23 protein-coding genes and 1 riboswitch are annotated in these 20866 nt (G+C 45.4%); of the genes, 21 read left to right on the top strand and 2 right to left on the bottom strand.

The window, feature by feature from the left end:
- Nucleotides 1-252: 252 nt before the first annotated feature.
- On the bottom strand, nucleotides 253-777 hold the full coding sequence (locus tag ACR8BL_RS16570; RefSeq protein WP_434748631.1) for a hypothetical protein: 525 nt from the start codon (nucleotides 775-777) through the stop codon (nucleotides 253-255).
- 405 nt (nucleotides 778-1182) lie between these two features.
- On the opposite strand from ACR8BL_RS16570, the gene ACR8BL_RS16565 reads away from it, so the two are divergent.
- The 10 genes from ACR8BL_RS16565 to rsmI all read left to right on the top strand — a co-directional run bounded on the left by ACR8BL_RS16565 (nucleotide 1183) and on the right by rsmI (nucleotide 9639).
- Nucleotides 1183-1368 (top strand): sigma factor G inhibitor Gin, encoded by a 186-nt coding sequence (locus ACR8BL_RS16565; protein ID WP_110899245.1) that lies wholly within the window; start codon nucleotides 1183-1185, stop codon nucleotides 1366-1368.
- Between the two features lie 191 nt (nucleotides 1369-1559).
- The gene (locus tag ACR8BL_RS16560; RefSeq protein ID WP_434748630.1) at nucleotides 1560-3308 is read left to right on the top strand and encodes an aminotransferase class I/II-fold pyridoxal phosphate-dependent enzyme; all 1749 of its coding nucleotides are present in this window, start codon (nucleotides 1560-1562) and stop codon (nucleotides 3306-3308) included.
- A 456-nt stretch (nucleotides 3309-3764) separates the two neighbouring features.
- Nucleotides 3765-4412, top strand: a complete 648-nt coding sequence (gene tmk / locus ACR8BL_RS16555) for a dTMP kinase (RefSeq protein WP_434748629.1) — start codon at nucleotides 3765-3767, stop codon at nucleotides 4410-4412.
- A gap of 63 nt (nucleotides 4413-4475) precedes the next feature.
- The gene (locus tag ACR8BL_RS16550) at nucleotides 4476-4805 is read left to right on the top strand and encodes a cyclic-di-AMP receptor (protein WP_047914178.1); all 330 of its coding nucleotides are present in this window, start codon (nucleotides 4476-4478) and stop codon (nucleotides 4803-4805) included.
- Nucleotides 4806-5162: 357 nt separating this feature from the next.
- Nucleotides 5163-5606 (top strand): YaaR family protein, encoded by a 444-nt coding sequence (locus ACR8BL_RS16545; protein ID WP_090924593.1) that lies wholly within the window; start codon nucleotides 5163-5165, stop codon nucleotides 5604-5606.
- Nucleotides 5607-5615: 9 nt separating this feature from the next.
- Nucleotides 5616-6587, top strand: coding sequence for a DNA polymerase III subunit delta' (gene holB, locus ACR8BL_RS16540; protein ID WP_434748628.1), 972 nt, complete (start codon nucleotides 5616-5618; stop codon nucleotides 6585-6587).
- Nucleotides 6588-6701: 114 nt separating this feature from the next.
- The gene (locus tag ACR8BL_RS16535; RefSeq protein ID WP_434748627.1) at nucleotides 6702-7502 is read left to right on the top strand and encodes a PSP1 domain-containing protein; all 801 of its coding nucleotides are present in this window, start codon (nucleotides 6702-6704) and stop codon (nucleotides 7500-7502) included.
- Between the two features lie 28 nt (nucleotides 7503-7530).
- Nucleotides 7531-7899, top strand: coding sequence for a DNA replication initiation control protein YabA (gene yabA, locus ACR8BL_RS16530; protein ID WP_434748626.1), 369 nt, complete (start codon nucleotides 7531-7533; stop codon nucleotides 7897-7899).
- A gap of 75 nt (nucleotides 7900-7974) precedes the next feature.
- Nucleotides 7975-8754, top strand: coding sequence for a tRNA1(Val) (adenine(37)-N6)-methyltransferase (locus ACR8BL_RS16525; RefSeq protein WP_434748625.1), 780 nt, complete (start codon nucleotides 7975-7977; stop codon nucleotides 8752-8754).
- Nucleotides 8755-9639, top strand: a complete 885-nt coding sequence (gene rsmI, locus ACR8BL_RS16520) for a 16S rRNA (cytidine(1402)-2'-O)-methyltransferase (protein WP_434748624.1) — start codon at nucleotides 8755-8757, stop codon at nucleotides 9637-9639. It begins immediately after the preceding gene.
- Between the two features lie 236 nt (nucleotides 9640-9875).
- On the opposite strand, the gene ACR8BL_RS16515 is transcribed toward rsmI, so the two are convergent.
- Nucleotides 9876-10130, bottom strand: a complete 255-nt coding sequence (locus tag ACR8BL_RS16515; RefSeq protein ID WP_017691383.1) for an AbrB/MazE/SpoVT family DNA-binding domain-containing protein — start codon at nucleotides 10128-10130, stop codon at nucleotides 9876-9878.
- 328 nt (nucleotides 10131-10458) lie between these two features.
- On the opposite strand from ACR8BL_RS16515, the gene ACR8BL_RS16510 reads away from it, so the two are divergent.
- From ACR8BL_RS16510 to spoVG, 11 genes are all read left to right on the top strand, one after another.
- Nucleotides 10459-11736 (top strand): HD domain-containing protein, encoded by a 1278-nt coding sequence (locus tag ACR8BL_RS16510; protein WP_434748623.1) that lies wholly within the window; start codon nucleotides 10459-10461, stop codon nucleotides 11734-11736.
- A 338-nt stretch (nucleotides 11737-12074) separates the two neighbouring features.
- A complete protein-coding gene (locus tag ACR8BL_RS16505; RefSeq protein ID WP_434748622.1) occupies nucleotides 12075-12842 on the top strand; it encodes a TatD family hydrolase in 768 nt (255 codons plus the stop codon).
- A 241-nt stretch (nucleotides 12843-13083) separates the two neighbouring features.
- Nucleotides 13084-13337: riboswitch (cyclic di-AMP (ydaO/yuaA leader) on the top strand.
- 269 nt (nucleotides 13338-13606) lie between these two features.
- Nucleotides 13607-14791 (top strand): ubiquitin-like domain-containing protein, encoded by a 1185-nt coding sequence (locus tag ACR8BL_RS16500; RefSeq protein WP_434748621.1) that lies wholly within the window; start codon nucleotides 13607-13609, stop codon nucleotides 14789-14791.
- 155 nt (nucleotides 14792-14946) lie between these two features.
- Complete coding sequence (gene rnmV / locus ACR8BL_RS16495; protein WP_434748620.1) at nucleotides 14947-15492, top strand: ribonuclease M5; 546 nt, start codon at nucleotides 14947-14949, stop codon at nucleotides 15490-15492.
- A 4-nt stretch (nucleotides 15493-15496) separates the two neighbouring features.
- Nucleotides 15497-16399, top strand: a complete 903-nt coding sequence (gene rsmA / locus ACR8BL_RS16490; protein ID WP_434748619.1) for a 16S rRNA (adenine(1518)-N(6)/adenine(1519)-N(6))-dimethyltransferase RsmA — start codon at nucleotides 15497-15499, stop codon at nucleotides 16397-16399.
- A 58-nt stretch (nucleotides 16400-16457) separates the two neighbouring features.
- Entirely contained in the window at nucleotides 16458-17354 is an 897-nt protein-coding gene (gene yabG, locus ACR8BL_RS16485) for a sporulation peptidase YabG (RefSeq protein WP_434748618.1), read from the top strand.
- Between the two features lie 186 nt (nucleotides 17355-17540).
- Nucleotides 17541-17813, top strand: coding sequence for a biofilm formation stimulator Veg (veg, locus tag ACR8BL_RS16480; protein WP_434748617.1), 273 nt, complete (start codon nucleotides 17541-17543; stop codon nucleotides 17811-17813).
- A 250-nt stretch (nucleotides 17814-18063) separates the two neighbouring features.
- Complete coding sequence (locus tag ACR8BL_RS16475) at nucleotides 18064-18240, top strand: small, acid-soluble spore protein, alpha/beta type (RefSeq protein WP_090924606.1); 177 nt, start codon at nucleotides 18064-18066, stop codon at nucleotides 18238-18240.
- Between the two features lie 149 nt (nucleotides 18241-18389).
- The gene (gene ispE / locus ACR8BL_RS16470; protein ID WP_434753146.1) at nucleotides 18390-19244 is read left to right on the top strand and encodes a 4-(cytidine 5'-diphospho)-2-C-methyl-D-erythritol kinase; all 855 of its coding nucleotides are present in this window, start codon (nucleotides 18390-18392) and stop codon (nucleotides 19242-19244) included.
- Between the two features lie 95 nt (nucleotides 19245-19339).
- Nucleotides 19340-20167 carry a pur operon repressor gene (purR, locus tag ACR8BL_RS16465; protein WP_434748616.1) on the top strand — a complete coding sequence of 276 codons (828 nt, stop codon included), beginning with the start codon at nucleotides 19340-19342 and terminating at the stop codon, nucleotides 20165-20167.
- 188 nt (nucleotides 20168-20355) lie between these two features.
- Complete coding sequence (gene spoVG / locus ACR8BL_RS16460) at nucleotides 20356-20640, top strand: septation regulator SpoVG (RefSeq protein WP_017691372.1); 285 nt, start codon at nucleotides 20356-20358, stop codon at nucleotides 20638-20640.
- Nucleotides 20641-20866: the final 226 nt, after the last annotated feature.

Genomic DNA, 20866 nt, shown 5'->3' with positions numbered 1-20866 from the left:
ACATTGTAATGTTCCTATAAAGTTGAAGTTCTCATCGGTAGAGATGAGGGCTTTTTTGTTTGACTACGAGTGAAATAGCAGAGATAAACTGTGATTTATAGGGTTCAGTGAGCAGAAGGGATATCCTACAATTTAGAGAAGGAGCATAAGCTAAATAGATTTTGTTGTGGATAAAACAAAAAGGAAGTAAGACAAGGTTATCCACAGTGGATAACCTTGTCTTATTAAGTATGATTGGTAAATGAGACTATTTTACTGCAAGTAATAAGAGACATCTTGATCGTTTAATTTGATAAGACCGTCTTTGCGTTCGCGAGAAAGAATCAGTATAACGTAAAAGCGAGGCCCAAGTAACCACAGGTGCCAGAATATTAGTGACAGCGTGAAGGACAAAGGAGACCACAGCAAGCATACGGTGATGATACACAATCCAATCCAGCTCATATTCAGATGGACCCGGATAAACATCCGGTAACTGAAATGCTGATCTGGTACATAACCGAACCATGGCATGCGCAGGTTCCAATGCCAACGCTTGGCATAAGAGGTTCGGACCAGCAGCAATATGGTTCTGGCAATGACATAATGGATCCAGACGGTAATCGGCGCTGCTAGCAAAAAGAAAAAGAGGCCGTTCCAGGAGAAGGCTAGCAAATTAAATAAGAGCATCATAACGGGGAGACACAGGTAGCTGTACATGACACTACGAGCGATAATTTTTTTCTTTAGAAGTCGGTACTGATAAAAGGTTGCCTTATTCTCCGGTTCGGCGATCATACGATTATAAATCCTCCTTCAGGGTTACGTGTGATAGAGTATACATATGTATTGAGAGATGAAGATCGTGATAAAAAAAGATGTATTTGGCTTATGAGACTTTGATATCGTTATCATATCTTATATATCGGCTGAAATTCCAAGTTTTTTTAAGATTATTGTAATGAAGTTTGAATTGAGGCAAAGGTAGCTGTGAAATATCGACATCTCATGAAAAGAGAATGAGTATATGCAAGACCAAGAATAGTAATAAAGTAGATAATGTATGGTGTATTTTCGGTACAGACACCCATCAAGAGGTGAGTGAATATATATATTTTATAGAAAGAAAGCACTATGAAAATGTTTAAAATAATAGAAACTGTGCAATACTGATAGTAAACGTAAAACAAGGTGGGATGGTTCATGGAAGAACATGCCGAACACACATGTATTATTTGCGAGCAGCGGAAGAGAGAAGGCATTTTTATTGTATCTGAATTCATATGTGACACTTGTGAAGCAGAGATGGTTCATACCGATGCGCAGGATGCGAAGTACAATTTTTTTATTCATCAGATGAAACAGATTTGGGTGCAAAAGAACGCTTAAAGAATGTCTTATTATCCACATAGAGGTTAGAATACGTATAGTGATGTTATGGAGTATATGGGGCCCAAGAGGCCTTTTTTTGTTGTATGGCTTGGGATGTCTTGTCTGATATGTGCAGAAGGCGTATGCTGATACCAAGAGTACAAATGTTTGTTTGAAGAAAATAATTAAAGTAACAGGATGGATATTTTATGAACGAAAATGATACACCAGGGATAGGAAAAGAGAAAGCACCTTTGTACGAAGCATTGCTTGCATACCGTCATATGAAGCAGCGTTCATTTCATGTGCCTGGACATAAGAATGGACAGGTCTATCATCAATGGATGCAACAAACAGAGGAAAAGGAAGATACTCGGTATACAGAAACAGGACACGTTAGAGGAGCAAAACTAAAGAGGCACCATGAAGAGAGTGATCCTGGATTTATTGGAGGGGAAAATCTGAAGAGTGCAGAACCCTCTAAAAGTATAGTCGTACCGGTAAGGGCCTATCTGGAGATGATGGAGATGGACGTTACAGAGATTACCGGTACAGATGACCTCCATCACCCTGAGGGAGTGATCAAGCAAGCCCAGGAGCTGGCAGCAGACTGTTTTGGTGCGGAAGAAAGTTTCTTTCTCGTAGGGGGAAGTACCGCCGGTAATCTGTCTTTATTGCTTACAATCTGTGATGAGCCAGGAAGCATCGTGCTGGTGCAGCGTAATGTACATAAATCGGTTATCCATGGATTAATGCTGGCGGGCGCAAGAGCGGTATTTCTGGAGCCCTGGGTTGACCCTGGATCTGGACTTGCTGTCATGCCGCCGGTTGAGGCGGTTAAGGCTGCTGTCCAGAAGTATCCTGAGGCAAAGGGAGTATTCGTCACGTTGCCAAATTATTATGGCATGGGCGCGGATCTGACGCCCATTGCCGGAGTTTGCCACGAGGCGGGTATGCCATTACTCGTGGATGAAGCGCATGGCGCGCATTATGGGCAGCATCCGGAGCTGCCTATGTCTGCACTGTCCTGCGGAGTAGACGGTGTAGTGCAGTCAACGCATAAGATGCTGGCCGCTTTCACCATGGGAGCCATGCTGCACATTCAGGGACCACGGTTGAATCGGTCCCTGCTTCGGCAGCGTCTGGCCATGGTGCAAAGCTCAAGCCCATCCTACCCGGTGATGGCTTCGCTTGATCTTTCGCGCCGACTAGTGCATGTGCACGGCGCGGAAGCTTTCACGGCAGGACTTGCTGCCGTGAAAGCTTTGAAGCGCGGCCTCACGGAGCTGCCGCGCTTTCAGTTGCTGCAGCCTGCGGATTCGCTGCTGCAGCAGGAGCCGCTATGCGGCGATGCAATTGCGGCGGCGATGCCTGGCCGCAAAGGATATACCGCTCAGGACCCGTTCAAGGTCGTCATTTATGACGACGCAGGGGTACTGAGCGGTTATGGGCTGCAGCAGCAGCTGGAAGCGTGCGGCTGCGTGCCAGAGATGAGCGACGAGCGGTACGTCGTCCTGCTCTTTAGTCTTGGCTCGACAGTGGATGATGCCGAGCATGTGCTACAGGCTTTACAGCATATTAATACTGCCTGTAAGCCTGAACATTCGATGTCATCGACCGACTCTGTAAAGACGGCGTCTCGAAATGACTCCCCAGCCTATGTTTCCACGTGGAACAATATAGAAGAAAATGAACTTTTCTCAGAGCCTGTTCTATTCTCCCTTCAACCAATCATGGAGCCAGATATGATCGAGGTTCTTATTGAAGACTGTGAGGGCTATCGATCTGCAGAGATGGTTATTCCGTATCCCCCAGGGATTCCTTTAGTGTATCCTGGCGAGCAAATAACTCCAAAACTGGCAGAGCGGATTCAAGTTCTACGCGATGCAGGGGCCAAGTTTCAGGGGATTTCAGATCATGAAAATCGGAAATTAAAGGTCATGAAGCCTGAGTTATAGAGGATGTACTCGTCTGCGGAGCTAGCAACAGACATATCAGGTTTATCATAAAAGGCGTTCATAAATAATGTAAATAGATAGAGCCTAAAGGATATATTTTGGAGCAAAGACTCTTCCGAAGAAGTGTTGCGAGTATGTGGAAACATCCTCATCACTGAATCCAGCTTATGTCTCCCTCCAACGTTGAATTCAAGCCATAGATCAAAGAATCGTTGTTGTGCCATTTTCAAATGCTAAAACGTATGGTTTAAAAAGGACGCATGAAGCCTGTTGGAGTAAAAGCCGCGTTATAGTATGATAGAAAGAAAACAAGCTTGTATTATTTTAGTGTTATTAAATGCGGTTGTGACTATACACCTCTGGGCAAGGGAGATCATATTCTGAAGCAAGAGGGTCTAGGCTTATGCATAATAGCCGTCAAGTGATGCAGCTATGATACAGAAGGCAGGGAAGCATATGCAGGGCAGAGGTAAATTCATTACGCTGGAAGGAGGAGAGGGCTCGGGGAAAACGACGATGATCGGTAGAATCGGTTCTTATTTTGAGGAACGGGGTATACCTTACGTAGTCACAAGAGAGCCTGGCGGGATTGAGATTGCAGAGAAAATACGCAGCATCATTCTGGATCCTCTTCATACAGCGATGGATGCCCGAACCGAAGCACTGCTCTATGCAGCAGCACGCAGCCAGCATCTGGCGGAGAAGGTAGAACCGGCGCTGCAAGCTGGAAAAACCGTGATCTGTGATCGGTTCGTTGACAGCAGTCTGGCCTATCAAGGATATGCTCGCGGCCTCGGAATAGAGAATGTATGGGCAATCAATCGTTTTGCGATTGGGGATCTGATGCCGGATATGACACTTTATCTGGATATTGAGCCAGAACAGGGACTTGGTCGTATTGAGGCCCACGATGGTCGTGAGGTTAACCGTCTTGATCTGGAGAACCTGGAGTTTCATCGTAAAGTACGTGAAGCTTACTTCCTGCTCCAGAAAAAGTTTCCGGAACGCATCAAAATTATCGATGCTTCAAAGGCTCCTGATGAGGTGCAGAAAGCGATGATTTTGTCGCTGGAAACCGGAATTTTGAAGGATTTTGACGAGTAATTGTCTAATATATAGACATGGGCATTTTGTTAGAAATGCTTATTCTAAAGGAGGTTATGCAGGATGAAACTGATTGTTGCGATTATACAGGATAAAGACAGCAACCGATTATCCAGTGCATTGGTCAAAGCGAACTTTCGGGCAACCAAGCTGGCCAGTACGGGTGGATTTTTGAAGGCAGGCAACACGACGTTTATGATCGGTGTCGATGATAGTCAAGTCGAATCCGTCATGAACGTTATTCGCAGCAGTTGTAAGGTTCGTGAACAGCTCGTAACTCCGGTTACACCGATGAGTGGAACGACCGACTCTTACCTGCCACTGCCTGTTGAAGTTCAAGTCGGCGGAGCAACCGTATTTGTTCTTCCGGTAGATCGTTTCGAGCATTTCTAATTTGTTTGCACAGATGAAATCCATGAGTGTTTTTCATTTATCGATAGCATGACTGCATCTTGCATGATGATAACGAACGATGTAAAAGAACGTATTCCATATGCATACGTGGCACTTATGGGCCGCTTCTCTTGACGACAAGAATTGGCACAATCTCTCCCAGAGAAGATTCACTCCGTAGGGATGTGCTTCTTATGGGAGAGCGACTTAGAACACAATCGTAGATAAGATGGATTATCTTTTTTCTACCATTATATACAGTTTAACTCGAACCATAAGGTCCATCTTACGCACAGGCGCAATGCGCTCTGTGCTGATGTGCGATTGGCCTAACGATGATAGAAAGCAGGCGTGTCCATGAAAATCAATCCTGGATTCAGACCGCTACAGACTGGAATCAATACAAATGATTCAGGCTCCAAGCCGGTTCAATCCAAAAATTTCTCTGATATGATGAATCACCAAGGGGAACGGGCTTCCCAAGCAGAGCTCAACCGCCGATTAAGTGAAATCCAGCTTCAGGGGGATCGTTTGGCTCGATCCATGACGATTCGTGAACTGAAGGCATACAAGCAGCTTGTCAAAAGATTTCTGGAAGAGACGGTCCGCCGCGGTGTATCTATGAAAGAGACGAGGGGTTGGGATCGCCGAGGCAGAGGTAAGCGATACAAACTTATCGATGAGATTGACTCAGCTCTGTTATCTATGGCGGATGAATTGCTGGATACAGAAGAAGGAAAAATCTCTCTTTTACAACAAGTAGGAGAAATTCGGGGGATGCTTATTAATTTAAGCTTCTGAGGAGGAAGTATGTCCTTTCAACAGATCATGGGCCAGCAGGCGGCCAAGCAATTACTACAGAGCAGTTTGAGACGTCAGGCCATTAGTCATGCATATTTGTTTAGCGGCCCATCTGGCAGTGGGCAGTTACAGACAGCAATGGCGTTTGCCAAGGCAATCTTCTGCACAGAGCTTGAGGATGACGCTTGCGGGCAATGTCTTGAATGCCGCAAAGTAGAACATGGAAACCATCCAGACATCACGATGCTTGCGCCGGATGGAAATAACATTAAAATAGATCAGATTCGGGATTTGCAGCGCATTTTCTCTTACCGTTCAGAGGCGGGGCATCCCAAAGTATATATTATAGAGCAAGCTGAGAAAATGACGGTTCAGGCAGCAAACAGCTTGTTGAAATTTCTAGAGGAACCTCAGGTTCCCGCAGTAGGTATTCTGATTACGGATAATGGACAAGCCATGCTGCCTACCATTCGCTCACGTTCTCAGATGGTGCCTTTCAGTGCACTGAACCCGGAGGAAATGCTTCAATCGTTGATTGAGGAAGGTTTTCCTGCGAATCTGGCACGATCCGCTGTCCATTTAGCGTCAGGAATGGAAGCATGTAGAGAAATTCTCCAGCAGAATTGGTTTGCAGAAATTAGAAACGTAATGTTACAATTAGGGAAGGAGTCCCTGGGCAGAGGAAGTACATCTTTGATCTCGGCACAGCAGAAGCTTTTCAAAACAGGACTCTCAGAACACCTGGACATGCTGCTTAGTTTGTTCCATTTGTGGTTCAGGGACATGCTGTATGTTCAGTATGGTAGGCATGAACATATCGTTTTTATAGATCAGTTAGACATGCTGTCTCAGTTGGCACCTACCCGTAGCACAGAGCAGTGGGTTTCCTATATGGATTTGGCCGCGGCATGCAGAAAAAAATTGCGTTTTAATGTCAATGGCCAGCTTTGTCTGGAGCAATTTTTGATCGGTTTGGCATAAGGCTGGAGGAGCATGTGAGTTCCAATCCTATGCAAACGGTTATAACTTCGGCGGGTTCCCTAAGAAGTCAGGGCTTCAGACGAAGTGGGGTTGGCTTACAAGGGGGTTAATTTTTTGTACAGTGTAGTGGGTGTCCGTTTCAAAAAGGCGGGCAAAATTTATTACTTCGATCCCCTGGACCTTCCCATCGAGAAAGAGAACTGCGTGATCGTGGAAACGGCACGAGGGGTTGAGTACGGTAAGGTTGTCGTGGGCAAGAAGGAAGTAGGCGAGGCTGATGTGGTTTTGCCGCTCAAAAAGGTTATCCGCGTTGCAGGTGATACAGATGCACGTGTGGTGGATGAGAACAAGCGTGCAGCCAAGGAAGCGTTCGGCACTTGTTTAAATAAAATCAGAGACCATGGCCTCAAAATGAAGCTGGTTGATGTGGAATTCACGTTTGATCGCAATAAAATTATTTTTTATTTTACGGCAGAGGGAAGAGTTGATTTCCGCGAGCTGGTCAAGGATCTGGCAAGCATCTTCCGGACACGAATCGAACTGAGACAGATTGGTGTTCGCGACGAAGCAAAAATGCTTGGTGGAATAGGACCTTGCGGACGTGTATTATGCTGTTCCTCTTGGCTGGGTGATTTTGAGCCGGTATCAATCAAGATGGCTAAAGATCAGAGCCTGTCACTGAATCCGACGAAAATTTCAGGGTTGTGCGGAAGACTTATGTGCTGTCTGAAATTTGAGCATGATAATTATGAGAGCGTGAGAGAAGAGCTGCCGGCTGTAGGAAAAGTAGTCGTCACTTCATTAGGTGAAGGCAAAGTTGTTGGAATTAATGCCGGTAGCCGCACGGTACATGTTCAACTGTTCGACATCAGTAAAGTCAAAGAACTTCCGCTGGATGACGTCGTTATCAAGTAAACCATAATGGTTGCTTCGGGGTGGAAACTTGGAAAAGAAAAATCTGTTTACGCACATTCATGAAATGGAAACCCAAATGGGTCAGTTGCACGGTGACTTAGCAGAATTAAAAATGATTGTCAAAGAGCTGCTGGAGGATAATCAGCGGCTTACCATCGAAAATGAGCAGTTACGCAAACTGCTTAAGCGTGAAGCGGCAGCAGATCTGCCGATCTCATCTGCTCTTGCCCCTGTCGCAAGACCAGCTGGTCCAGCTGCAGGTGAGGATGTGGTGGGTGAAGGTTACGACAACTTGGCCCGACTGTATCATGAAGGATTCCATATCTGCAACGTCTATTATGGACATTTGCGGACGGAAGGCGATTGTCTGTTCTGCCTGTCTTTTTTGAATAAATGAAGTGACCGTAGGGGTTCCCTACGGTTTTTTTTCAAGGTTTTAAACGTTTAACGTACCGGAGGATGAGTGTACCATATGACAGAACAAGAAGTGATTTTACAGGAAACGGAGCGGGTAGATGATCTACTCTCTCATAATTTGCGAATTATTCAAAGCGATGAAGTGTTTAGTTTTTCTATGGATGCTGTATTGCTGGCCCGATTTGCTTCCGTACCGAAACGTGGGCGTGTCCTGGATTTGTGTACAGGAAACGGGGTCGTGCCTATTTTGCTGACAACACGTACGCAGGCAAGTCTTGAAGGCATTGAGATTCAACCAAGACTTGCCGATATGGCCCGCCGAAGTGTGCAGTTGAATGATTTGGGTAAGTCTATCCAGATTCGTGAGGGAGATTTGCGAGAATTGGTTAAAGAGACAGGACATGCGGTGTATGATGCCATTACGGTGAATCCCCCGTACATGCCGCTGAATGGAAGTGACCTCAAGATGAATACACATCAGGCTATGGCACGTCATGAGATCGGATGTACACTGGAGGAAGTCATTCAGGCATGCAATCGTCTCGTACGTAACGGTGGGAAAGTATCCATGGTTCATAGACCGCAGCGTCTCGGCGAGATCATATCATTGATGCGTGAATACAAGCTAGAGCCAAAGCGTATTCGTATGGTACACCCGCGTGCTCATCTGGAGGCTAACATGGTGTTGATTGAAGCAATGAAGGATGGCAAGCCAGAGGTACGCATGCTGCCGCCACTTATTGTTTACAATGAACAGGGAAGTTATTGTGATGAGATTATGGAGATCTACTATGGTCAGCAGCATGCTGAACGCACGAGGGAAGGAGGAAACTAGATGTCTTTACAAGTCCAGAAAAGCTTTAGTGAGCAGCCCGAACATACAGGCAAGTTATATTTGGTTGGAACACCCATCGGAAACTTGGAGGATATGACCTTCCGGGCGATCAAGACATTGCAGAGCTGTGATATTATTGCTGCTGAAGATACGCGCCAGACTCGAAAGTTGCTGACCCATTTTGAAATTACCCCTTCCATGCTGTTTAGCTATCATGAGCATAATAAGGGTGCAAGTGGCCCTGAATTGATACGTTATATAATAGAAGGAAAAAATTTGGCTCTTGTCAGTGATGCAGGATTACCTGCCATTTCAGACCCTGGTTCAGACCTTGTAAAGCTGGCTATTGAAGCAGGAGTTAAGGTCATTCCCATCCCTGGACCAAATGCCGCATTATCTGCTCTGATCGTATCCGGGTTACCAACAGAACGTTTTACCTTTGGTGGTTTTTTGCCGCGAGAGAAAAAGGATATGCGTAAGGTATTGGAGTCTTTTGACGAGTCCAATGGTACACTACTTTTCTATGAATCTCCTCATCGAATCCGCAAAACGTTAATTTTCCTAGAGGAAATTTTAGGTGAACGTTCAATTGTACTGGCTCGGGAGTTGACCAAGCGGCATGAGGAGTTTGTTAGAGGAAGTCTGAAGGAATGCATGGAATGGCTAGAGGAGCACCCACCTTTGGGTGAATATTGTCTTCTGGTTGAAGGGATCAGAGAAGAGGAGCGTAAGGCTGAGCGGGAAGCCTGGTGGCAGGTTCTGTCGCTGGAGGAACATGTGGAACACTACGAAAATGAAGGAAACAGTCGGAAAGATGCGATGAAAAAAACGGCGACTGATCGAGGATTAGCGAAACGGGACGTATATAATGCCTTAATTGAATAGTTACAGCAATTAAAATGTCGAACTGGTGGAAACACCTGAAAAAGAGTTTAAAACGTACCTTAATATAACCTTAAAATGTAAAAGAGCAGCACGCCAAAAATGTGAAAGATATGTGTCTGCTCTTAAAGTTAGATAAAAAAAGACCCTCCAACAGTGTGGTTCACACTGGGAAGGCTATAAAGGAATATTAAAAGGTTATAATTAACAATTTAGATCATTCCAGTGTACTTGTTTTCTTATTTTGCTACAGGTGCAGGGATTTCGGAAATACATTCGTTACAAACGATTTTACCTTTGAAATAAGTTACGTTCTCTGCGTTACCACAGAAGATACAAGCTGGCTCGTATTTTTTGAGCATGATGCGCTCACCATCAACGTAGATTTCCAAAGCATCCTTTTCGCCAATACCAAGTGTACGACGCAATTCGATTGGAATAACTACCCGTCCCAGTTCATCCACTTTTCTTACAATACCTGTTGATTTCATCATTATAATCAGTGCTCCTCTCAGCTAACTATCATTGTCATTATTCGACATTATTTTATGTTTTATGATACTCATCATACCAACGATTCCCAAAACAGTCAACCTTAAAATTAGCTTAAAATATAGGGCGTTTTTCTTAAGTTTACTGGTGGTAAGGGATTAGGAGCATTTTTTCATATTTAAACATCCATGTTAGCTTTGTCGATTTGGAAAACGACAAAAGTGCTTTATTCGACAAAATTCGTCATTATGTGTCGAATCCTTGGTGAAAAATGAAGCTGGACGCGTTATTCTTTAAGACAAGAGAACATTTTAAAAGGAGTGAATTGAAATGGAACATCGTCTGACGGAAGAAAAAGTGTTTAAAGATCCGGTACATAATTACATTCATGTGCAAGAACCGATTATTTGGCAGTTGATCAATACCCCTGAATTTCAGCGCCTCCGCCGGATTCGCCAACTAGGGACATCTTATCTTACTTTTCATGGGGCAGAGCACAGTCGCTTCTCCCATTCCTTAGGTGTGTACGAAATTACTCGCAAAATTATCTCGCAGTTTGAACGAAGTCACTATTCAGACTGGCCTAAAGAAGAAAAATTGGTGACATTGTGTGCTGCCCTACTTCACGATCTTGGACATGGCCCGTTCTCTCATTCCATTGAAGAAGCTTTTGACATGAATCATGAAGATTGGACATGCCGCATTATTACGGGTGATACCGAGGTAGGGGCGATTCTAAGACGGTATGCTCCGGATTTTGACGAGAAAGTGGCTTCTGTTATCCAGAAGACGTATGATAAACCGATTGTCGTGAATCTGGTGACCAGTCCGCTTGATGCAGACCGGATGGATTACCTGCTTAGGGATGCCTATTTTACAGGAGTAAATTATGGCACAATTGACCTGGACCGCATTCTTCGCATGTTACGTCCATTTCATGGGCGGATTGTGGTTAAAGAGTCTGGCATGCATGCTGTAGAAGATTACCTGATGTCCCGCTACCAGATGTATTGGCAGATTTACTTTCATCCCGTGACGCGCAGTTCTGAAATTATATTGCGACAAATCTTCAAACGGGTAAAAGAACTTGTGAAGCAAGGTTTTCCATTCCATTTCATGGTGGAACCACTGCCAAAACTCTTTCATGGAGAAATTTCTGTTGAAGAGTATTTGCAGCTTGACGAATCATTAATTCAGACAGCTTTTATGCAATGGCGCAAGGAGAACGACTCTGTTCTGAGTGAGCTGTGCGAACGGTTTATGAATCGCAGATTATATAAGTATGTGGAGCTCGAACAGATGGATCTGGACATAATTGAAGAGATTCGGGAAGCTTTTGTACAAGCAGGACTAAATCCCGAGTACGATCTTGAAATTGATTTTCCAACGGATAATCCGTATGATGTGTTTCGTCCAGATCAATCCACTGATAAGCAGATTCTCCTGCTTGATCGGCAGGACAAGTTGCACGAGTTGTCAGAAGTGTCCGATATTGTACGTTCGATCAGTGGACTTCATCTGGGCAAACATCATTTGTACTATCCGCAGAATAAGGTGGATGCCATCCTTCATGAATTACCGTCCCATATACGCCCCTATTTTCTGTAATCATGAGTGATGCAGCACGATGAAACATTTTGATATCAAAAGACTTTCTAAGAGAGCTATTTTACATGATACATTAATCTGCTTTAATGGGGAGGATATGTAGATCGACATAATTTTGTAATCTAAGCGGGTGAATATACAGTTTAGAACACCCTTTCTTAGCAAGATGTTGATTTGGCTTTTTATTTTCCTTCTATATATAGTAGCTAGGGTATAAAAAATGAAAATACTGAAATTGGTGTTGTCCCAAACAATTTTTGATAAAAAAAATAAATTTGAAACTCCAATACAGAAATACTTGGATTCGATTTCCGATAACGAAGGGAGAAATAAAGAGCATGTTATTCGACACACATACACATCTGGATGCACCACAATTCGACGAAGATCGAGAGGATATGATTCAGCGGGCGGTGGATGCAGGGGTTACTCGCATGATTAATATAGGCTTTAACCGGGAGACCATTCCAACGACGATGAAATTAGCTGAAACGTATGATTTTATCCATGCAGCTGTTGGATGGCACCCAGTAGATGCGATCACAATGCAAGAGGGTGATCTGGAATGGATTGCGTCATTGTGCAAACATGAAAAAGTGGTAGCGATCGGTGAAATCGGTCTAGACTATCATTGGGACACTTCCCCTAAGGAGGTACAGCATCGCGTATTACGACAACAAATTGCATTGGCACGAGAACTGAATATGCCCATTGTCATCCATAATCGGGATGCTCATGAGGATATTGTGCGTATTTTGCGTGAAGAGAAGGCTGGTGAGGTCGGCGGTGTGATGCATTCCTTCTCAGGTAGCTGGGAAACAGCGAAAATGTGTCTGGATTTAGGATTCCATCTTTCCTTCGGTGGACCAATCACATTCAAAAATGCCAAGCAGCCTAAAGAGGTGCTCGCCAAGGTTCCGATGGACAGGTTTTTCCTTGAGACGGATTCCCCCTATCTTACACCTCATCCTTATCGTGGAAAACGAAATGAGACAGCGTATGTACGTCTGGTTGCGGAAGCAGCTGCGGAAATTAAAGGCATTTCGGTGGAGGAAATTGCTGCAATAACCACCAAAAATGCCATGGAACGTTTTGGGATTCGATAAGAAAACGAGTAAATCGGGTGAAAAAGGGAGTTATAGAGAGGTAATTTGCTCTTTGTATCAAATAAACGAAGAATATTACAATATTTTAACCAAATATTTAGAAAAACGTACTTGATCCGCGCTTTACAACATGCATCGAAACAGGATATCATCTTTTCAGTGAATTGTTGTGCGGAAAATTGGACAGATGTTCGGGGGATGAACAAAGGGACACTTTCCGATAAAACAACATTACTTTCATGAATCAATCTCGCTGAGTCTCCGTTCACGGAGAGCGGGGGAACCAATAGGGCTTAAACAGCGGTGATTCTAGCCGTTGCGCATCGTTCGCTGACCCAAAAGCAGCGTATCGTTCTGCGAAGCCGTATTTGATTTCTTCTTTGGGTCTAGGGGTGAATTCAAGGGCGTCCGCCATGAGCGGGTGACCTAAGATAGGGCGGCTCTCTTTCGCCCGAACCCGACAGCTAACCTCGCAAGCGGAAAAAGAGAGGCAACCTCGTGCATGAATTTCCGATATTCAAAATCATTCGGAAGCCACGAAAGGGTCTCTTACACTCTTTCTTTGGCTTTTTTTGTTTTGAATAAAAGAAACAGGCTCATCATACGGTAAGTATTCAGGATGGTGGCATCATGTTGCGAAGAGGGGTTCATGGTGCAGAACCGGTCATTACCTCTGATCTGTGTTCTGTAGAAAAATTGGTATAGTCGCGTCAAAGACATCATGCATTACTTTAGACGGCGAGGCTATGAAGGAGGACGGAGAAGTGGGCATATTCCAACCAGAAGAGACCCATGAGTCACGATCATCCAGTAAGTCTTTCGCGTTGCGGTGGAAGCATGAGAACTTGCGTCAAATGGCACTGATCGCGATATTCTCAATTGCGCTTGCAATCATGATCTTGTTAGTCGTTTACGGTCAGGCCGGGAAGCAGGTATCACTGGTTATTGACGGCAAAGCTCAAGTGGTAGAGACTCGTACAGGAATGCTTCAGGAAATGTTGGAGGAGCAGTCAATCGCAGTCAGCCCTCACGACAAGGTATCCATGCCCATGAATGGGGCGATTACCGACGGAGACCGAATCGTTATTGAGCGGGCCGTTCCAGTTAACATCACGGCAGACGGAGACACCAAGACTCTGTATACAACCGATTCATCGGTACAAGATGTAATTCAGCAATCAGGTATTGAAGTTGCAAATCATGATAAAGTGTATCCAGCGCTCGGAACTGCAATCAAAGCGGAGATGAAGATTCGTGTAGTGCGTGTAACAAAGCATACAGTGGATGTGAAACAACCGATTGCTTACAAAGTTGTTAAAACGGCAGACTCTAGTTTGTTCCAAGGGGATAACCGTGTTGTAGTGAAAGGCAAGGAAGGCACAATTGTGCAGCATATCGAAAAGGTATTTCAAGATGGAGAACTCGTCTCCAAAAAAGTGGTCGGCAAAACAGTTGCTGCCAATCGTGTAGATAAAGTGATCGCGGTAGGTACGAAGGCGAAGCCAGTAGTGAAGGAGCCTGAAGTTCAATTGGTATCAGCCAAAACTTCAACCGCGGCAAAAACAGTAACAATGAACTCGAAGAAAACATCTGCCTCGGGCAGCAAGTTAATTACGGTCTCAGGGAATTCTTTTAAATATTCTAAAGTGCTGAAAAATGTATCCATGACTGCCTACTCTTCTGAAGAACCGGGTATTGGTACAAAAACAGCTTCCGGTACTCGTGTAACGGAAGGGCGCACCATCGCAGTTGATCCTAAGGTCATTCCAATTGGCTGGTGGGTTTATATCGAGGGCCTCGGCTTCCGTCGTGCGGAAGATACAGGCGGCGCGATTAAAGGCAATAAAATTGACGTTTATTATGATAGTGTGAAGCACGCCCTGAATTTCGGACGTAAAAAAGGCAAAACGGTCTATGTAATTGGTCCCGTGAAGCCGGAGGCGAACTAAATTCGTTTTACTTTGAAATGGGAATGCTATAAAATAGTTGCATGAATGATTCATGCGGAATATGCGGCGGAGGGGTCTGAATTCAGTCTCCTCCGCCGTTTGGCAGAGAAGAGGATACTCCTCTTCTTTTTGCGTTAGAAAGGAAGAAATGGAACATGATAAAAGAAGTTATTGTTGTGGAGGGTCGTGACGACACGGTGGCGATTCGCCGGGCGGTTGAAGCTGATACAATTGAAACCGGTGGCTCTGCCATTAATCAGCGTATTCTGAAGCGAATCGCACTTGCTCAGGAGAGACGTGGTGTGATCATCCTGACGGATCCAGATCATGCGGGAGAACGTATCCGCAAAATTATTGCCAACAGGATCCCTGGCTGCAAGCATGCTTTCATTCCAGAGGCAGACGCGACACGTAAAGGGGATATCGGGGTAGAGAATGCTTCACCGGAAGCCATTCGGCATGCACTGGCCCGCGTACACACATCCTATGAAGGTGCACCTAGTCTAATTGATTGGGAGGATCTGATTGAAGCAGGATTAATCATACATCCGCAAGCAGCGGCACGTCGTATGGAGATGGGCAACTTGCTAGGTATCGGGTATTGTAACGGCAAGCAATTCCACAAACGACTGAGTGTATTTCAAATTACAAGAGAAGAGTTCTCCACTGCATTAGCGCAAATTGAACGTGAAGGATTGTGAGCATATGAAGGACATGGAGCAAACCATTGAAATAGCAACACCCAAAAGAACCAAAGAAATTATTCACAAGCATGGATTCTCTTTCAAGAAAAGTCTGGGTCAGAACTTCTTGATCGATCAAAATATATTGAATAAAATCGTGGGCGCAGCCGATTTGGACGAGACCAAGGGTGCGCTGGAGATTGGCCCGGGTATCGGAGCGCTTACAGAACGTCTTGCGCGTGTAGCAGGCCCTGTTACAGCCGTAGAGATTGATCAGCGCCTGATTCCGATTCTCGGGGAGGTCATGGAGCCTTATCCTAATGTGCGTGTTCATCATGGAGATGTACTCAAGCTGGATCTGGCTGAACTGTTTGCCACGGACTTTGCTTCGGTCGATAAAGTCAGCGTTGTAGCAAACTTACCCTATTATGTAACGACACCAATCATGATGAAGCTACTGGAAGAGAAGCTGCCGGTAGACAGTATCGTGGTTATGATTCAGAAGGAAGTGGCTGAGCGTATGGCGGCTGCACCAGGTTCCAAGGATTATGGAAGTCTAAGCATTGCCGTGCAGTATTACAGTATGCCAGAACTGGTCTGTGTGGTTCCGCCTACCGTGTTCATTCCACAGCCGAATGTAGAGTCAGCGGTTATTAAGCTAAAGGTGCGTGAGCAGCCGCCTGTGCAAGTTCCAAGCGAGGAGCATTATTTCGAGGTTGTACAGGCTTCTTTTGCCCAGCGGAGAAAAACGATCTCCAACAATCTCAAAGCTCGCTTCTTCACAAAGGAGAACAGAGAACAGGCGGACCAACTGCTGGAGAAGGCAGGTATCCAGCCTTCACGGCGTGGCGAAACATTAAGTCTGCAGGAATATGCTACCCTCAGCACTGTCATGTGGGAAGCCGGGGTTCAAGGCGGGCTATAAATTCAAATGAACCAAACCGGGTCTCTGCCCATACGATAGGGTAGAGGTGATAATGGTGATGAATATCGGAGACTTGGTCGTTCGAAAGTCGTACGGCGGCGATGTGACTTTCCGGGTAGAAGGACTCCAGTCTGATGCTGCGGTCATTAAAGGGACCGAGTTCCGTCTGCTCGCTGACTCCCCGGTGAATGATTTGATACAGGTTCCTTATGAACCACAGAGTGCAAAAACACGTCAGGCACATGTCAAAGCACATCAGACGCTCTCACGCTTGCAGCAGATTCGTATGGAGCAGGCAGAGCGTAACCGGGAAGGTCTAATGCAGGAATGGACTGCACAGCAGGAACCGGCATATTTCGAAATGCCTGGCAAGGTTCTACACCTGGATGGTGACCCAAATTATTTGAAAAAAAGTATGGACTTGTATGAACAACTTCGTGTCCCTGCTGAAGGGCAGTATGTACATGAATCAGCGATGGCCGATACGTTATATCGCCTGCTGCCCAAAGTTCGTCCTGATATCGTCGTGATCACGGGTCATGACGGTGTGCTAAAGACACGACAGCCTTATGATCTTTACAGTCTGGGAAGTTACAAAAATTCACAAAACTTTGTCTCGGCAATTCAGGTTGCAAGGCAATACGAGCGTCATCTGGATGCGCTGACGATTATTGCCGGAGCATGTCAGTCTCACTTTGAGGCACTGCTACGTGCCGGTGCAAACTTTGCGAGTTCTCCAGGCCGAATTCTTATCCATGCGCTTGACCCGGTCTACGTGGCTGCCAAGGCTTCATTTACGTCCGTTCGCGATACAGTAAACATGAAGGATATACTGCATAACACGATTAGTGGCATACAAGGCGTAGGCGGTGTGGAAACGAAGGGAAGCTACCGGGTAGGCTTGCCGGGACTCAATGATTTATCTACACTAAAAGTCAATCCATCTGCAGTATGATGAAGTGATACTGATATGATAATGAGGTCACACTCCGGTTCAGAAAAGTCCCTAAAAAGGGGCTTTTTTGTTTTGCGAAAAAAATCATTGACAACAACTTTTTAGTGCTGATATAATATTTATCTTTGATTTGACAATGACTGTAAAATACGGTACAATGGACAAGAAAAGAGGTGGACGTCCACAATGGCTAAAAACACGCTGTTGGATATCAAACGCAATCTCGATGCACATATTGGTCAAAAAATTACGCTGCGAGCTAATGGTGGCCGCCGTAAGACGATTGAGCGTACGGGTGTATTGGAAGAAACGTACCCTTCTGTTTTTATTGTAAAGCTTGATGAGGAGCAAGAAACCTTCAAGCGAGTATCATACAGCTATGCGGATATACTTACGGAGTCTGTGGAAGTCATGGTCTTTGACCCGGGCAGCGAGGCCAACTCCTATATGGAGTCGTAAGCATTGGTTTACGGGCGATTCACCTTTCAGGTGGGTCGCTTTTTGTGTATTTTCATACTACAAATTGGGTTTGTTATAGGGATTAAACCATACATATGCAGGGATGATGACGGAATGCAGGCGGCATACTATTAGAACAGGTCAGGGGAAAACTCTGTTAAGGCGGGGGGTTGAACCAGACCTGGGGATGAACAATCCCGAATTTCAGGAACTCATTGTGTCTTGAATAAGATCTGGAGGAGGATGGTTCATGAGTCGGAGAAGAAGAAGTGTCATGTCGGAGGAACTGAAGTATGAACTCGCGAAGGATCTGGGCTTCTATGATACTGTTCAGCAAGAAGGCTGGGGCGGAATCAAGGCCAAGGATGCCGGTAACATGGTGAAACGGGCAATACAAATGGCAGAGCAGGCAGCGCGTAAATCATAATCAAATTGGAGCACATTGAAGAGCGGGGCAATTCTCGAGGAATCACCCCGCTTTTTCCCCATAGATGCGGATTCTAAATGACTTGACAGCCCCATTTTGATATAATATGTTAAGTTGTCTTAGGGAAAAGGTGAGGACGGGTGAACGTCTTGAAAATTTACGAAAAAGCGCCTGCTAAAATTAATTTGATGTTGGATGTTCTACATAAAAGAAGTGATGGATTTCATGAAGTTGAAATGATCATGACGATGGTTGATCTGGCCGATCGACTGGAGATGTCAGAATTGCCGCGCGATACGATTGTAATCTCCAGCCAGGCGGGATATATTCCGCTGGATGAGAAGAATCTGGCATTCCAAGCAGCGAGACTGATCAAGGAGCGTTACAACGTTCGTACAGGAGTTCATATTCATCTGGATAAAAAGATCCCGGTTGCTGCCGGTCTTGCCGGTGGCAGCAGTGATGCAGCAGCTACGCTGCGTGGACTGAACCGTCTGTGGCGGCTGAATATACCGGATCAGGAATTACAGGAACTAGGCGCTGAGCTGGGCTCGGATGTACCTTTCTGTATTACAGGCGGAACTGCCCTCGCAACAGGGCGGGGTGAGAAGTTAACTCCGATACCTAATCCGCCGCAATGCTGGGTTATTTTAGCCAAACCTCCAATCAATGTGTCTACTGCAGATGTGTACGGACGTTTTCGCAGTGACAAGATTGTTCGGCATCCGAGCGCAGTCAGAATGGAGCAGGCTATCCGCAATCAATCCTTTACAGAGGTCTGCAGCCAGATGGGCAATGTGCTTGAGGATGTGACATTGAAGTTGTATCCGGAAGTGCAGCATCTCAAGGATGCTATGATTCGCCTTGGTGCGGACGGAGTGCTGATGTCTGGCAGTGGACCAACGGTATTCGGACTTGTGTCCAAGGAAGCCAAGGTGGCGCGAATTTATAATGGACTTCGGGGATTTTGTAAAGAAGTTTATGCTGTACGTATGTTAACGTGATTCACTTTTATAATGTACAAACACGTATAAAGGTGATATATTTTTAAATAATTATTCGGATTTGGATGTTTCCGTGATCGTGAGGATGGATCTCTGTGAAGAAGTTAAAACGAAGCGCAAGGCTGGTTGAAATGACGCAATACTTATTGTCCAGACCACATAGTGTTATTCCGCTCACCACTTTTGCCGAACGTTATGGTGCTGCCAAGTCATCAATCAGTGAGGACCTGGCCATTATCAAGGAAGTGTTTGAAGAGGGTGGTTCAGGAGAACTGCATACGTTAGCAGGAGCTGCTGGTGGTGTGAGGTGGATTCCGAAGGTGCCTGTTGAGCACGCTCTTGCTTTTGCTGAGCGGTTGTCCACTCAGCTTGCACAGCCGGATCGGATTTTGCCAGGAGGATATCTGTATATGTCAGATCTTCTTGGACAGCCGGCTCTGATGAATGAAGCGGGCAAAATCTTTGCAACGGCTTTTGGCGATATGAATATTGATGTAGTCATGACGGTGGAAACCAAGGGAATCCCGCTTGCTTATGCGACTGGAGCCCAGCTTAACCTTCCTGTTGTGCTCGTTCGCAGGGACCATCAGGCTACGGAAGGATCGGCCGTAAGTATTAATTATGTATCGGGGTCCCACAAAAGTCTGCATACCATGTCCCTATCCCGCCGGGCGATGAAGGAACATTCCCGTGTACTGATCGTGGATGATTTCATGAAAGCCGGAGGCACTGTACAAGGTATGATTGATCTGCTTGCAGAGTTTAATGCGACGGTGGCAGGAGTTGGCGTGTTGGTGGAATCTGGTTCCGTAGATTCTGAGGAACGTCTGCTCACGGATTATGTATCTCTCGCGAAGCTGACAGCAGTTGATGCCAAGAGCAGGCACATTTCTGTCTCCCCTGGTAACTATTTTGACCTGTAGAATAATGACGAATAACATGTCGGGAAAGGTTATTTTCCATCGACCTGGCACTAACGTTGTCGAATTGTGTATTAAATAAAAAAATTCCTGAAATTAGGATATTTTTATGGTCAGGAAAAGAAGGAGTTCGTATAGGCTGTGTGGAATTATACACCAAGTTCTGATGGAAAAAGGTGGTGAACACACACATGCAAATTACGGATGTCAGACTCCGCCGCGTTAACTCGGAAGGGAGAATGAAAGCTATCGCATCCATTACCATCGATAACGAATTCGTCGTTCATGACATTCGTGTCATCGATGGTAACAACGGAATGTTTGTTGCAATGCCAAGCAAGCGGACTCCTGACGGAGAGTTCCGTGATATCGCCCACCCGATCTCTTCTGGTACGCGTGAGAAGATTCAGGCAGCAGTATTAACTGAGTATGATCGTGCAGCTACTGAGGAAGAAGTCATTGAAGAAGGTGCCTGAGAACATTATTGGGGTTCGAAGGAAAAGAGAGCCATGTCTTATGGCTCTCTTTTCTTTTTGACCGGAATAAGATATATTCAGTATTGAGTTTATTCAAAAGAGAACCGGAGCGTATCCTGCGTTCGGTTGCAGAGCGGCATCTTAGGAATCGTTGGGATTCAATTAAGCTCGCGGATACACGGTGTAACATATGAGGTCATGACTTGATCGTGAATCTGTTGTTACG

Origin of the sequence: Paenibacillus amylolyticus (genome assembly GCF_051136285.1) — a bacterium.
In the GTDB taxonomy this organism is placed as follows: Bacteria; Bacillota; Bacilli; order Paenibacillales; family Paenibacillaceae; genus Paenibacillus; species Paenibacillus amylolyticus_F.
This window is presented reverse-complemented; position numbering and strand designations above follow the sequence as displayed.

Bases quoted from the DNA above. Each gene is read 5' to 3' on its own strand.
- ACR8BL_RS16570 (WP_434748631.1), bottom strand. From the start codon at position 777: ATGATCGCCGAACCGGAGAATAAGGCAACCTTTTATCAGTACCGACTT.
- ACR8BL_RS16565 (WP_110899245.1), top strand. From the start codon at position 1,183: ATGGAAGAACATGCCGAACACACATGTATTATTTGCGAGCAGCGGAAG.
- ACR8BL_RS16560 (WP_434748630.1), top strand. From the start codon at position 1,560: ATGAACGAAAATGATACACCAGGGATAGGAAAAGAGAAAGCACCTTTG.
- tmk (WP_434748629.1), top strand. From the start codon at position 3,765: ATGCAGGGCAGAGGTAAATTCATTACGCTGGAAGGAGGAGAGGGCTCG.
- ACR8BL_RS16550 (WP_047914178.1), top strand. From the start codon at position 4,476: ATGAAACTGATTGTTGCGATTATACAGGATAAAGACAGCAACCGATTA.
- ACR8BL_RS16545 (WP_090924593.1), top strand. From the start codon at position 5,163: ATGAAAATCAATCCTGGATTCAGACCGCTACAGACTGGAATCAATACA.
- holB (WP_434748628.1), top strand. From the start codon at position 5,616: ATGTCCTTTCAACAGATCATGGGCCAGCAGGCGGCCAAGCAATTACTA.
- ACR8BL_RS16525 (WP_434748625.1), top strand. From the start codon at position 7,975: ATGACAGAACAAGAAGTGATTTTACAGGAAACGGAGCGGGTAGATGAT.
- rsmI (WP_434748624.1), top strand. From the start codon at position 8,755: ATGTCTTTACAAGTCCAGAAAAGCTTTAGTGAGCAGCCCGAACATACA.
- ACR8BL_RS16515 (WP_017691383.1), bottom strand. From the start codon at position 10,130: ATGATGAAATCAACAGGTATTGTAAGAAAAGTGGATGAACTGGGACGG.
- ACR8BL_RS16510 (WP_434748623.1), top strand. From the start codon at position 10,459: ATGGAACATCGTCTGACGGAAGAAAAAGTGTTTAAAGATCCGGTACAT.
- ACR8BL_RS16505 (WP_434748622.1), top strand. From the start codon at position 12,075: ATGTTATTCGACACACATACACATCTGGATGCACCACAATTCGACGAA.
- rnmV (WP_434748620.1), top strand. From the start codon at position 14,947: ATGATAAAAGAAGTTATTGTTGTGGAGGGTCGTGACGACACGGTGGCG.
- rsmA (WP_434748619.1), top strand. From the start codon at position 15,497: ATGAAGGACATGGAGCAAACCATTGAAATAGCAACACCCAAAAGAACC.
- yabG (WP_434748618.1), top strand. From the start codon at position 16,458: ATGAATATCGGAGACTTGGTCGTTCGAAAGTCGTACGGCGGCGATGTG.
- veg (WP_434748617.1), top strand. From the start codon at position 17,541: ATGGCTAAAAACACGCTGTTGGATATCAAACGCAATCTCGATGCACAT.
- ACR8BL_RS16475 (WP_090924606.1), top strand. From the start codon at position 18,064: ATGAGTCGGAGAAGAAGAAGTGTCATGTCGGAGGAACTGAAGTATGAA.
- spoVG (WP_017691372.1), top strand. From the start codon at position 20,356: ATGCAAATTACGGATGTCAGACTCCGCCGCGTTAACTCGGAAGGGAGA.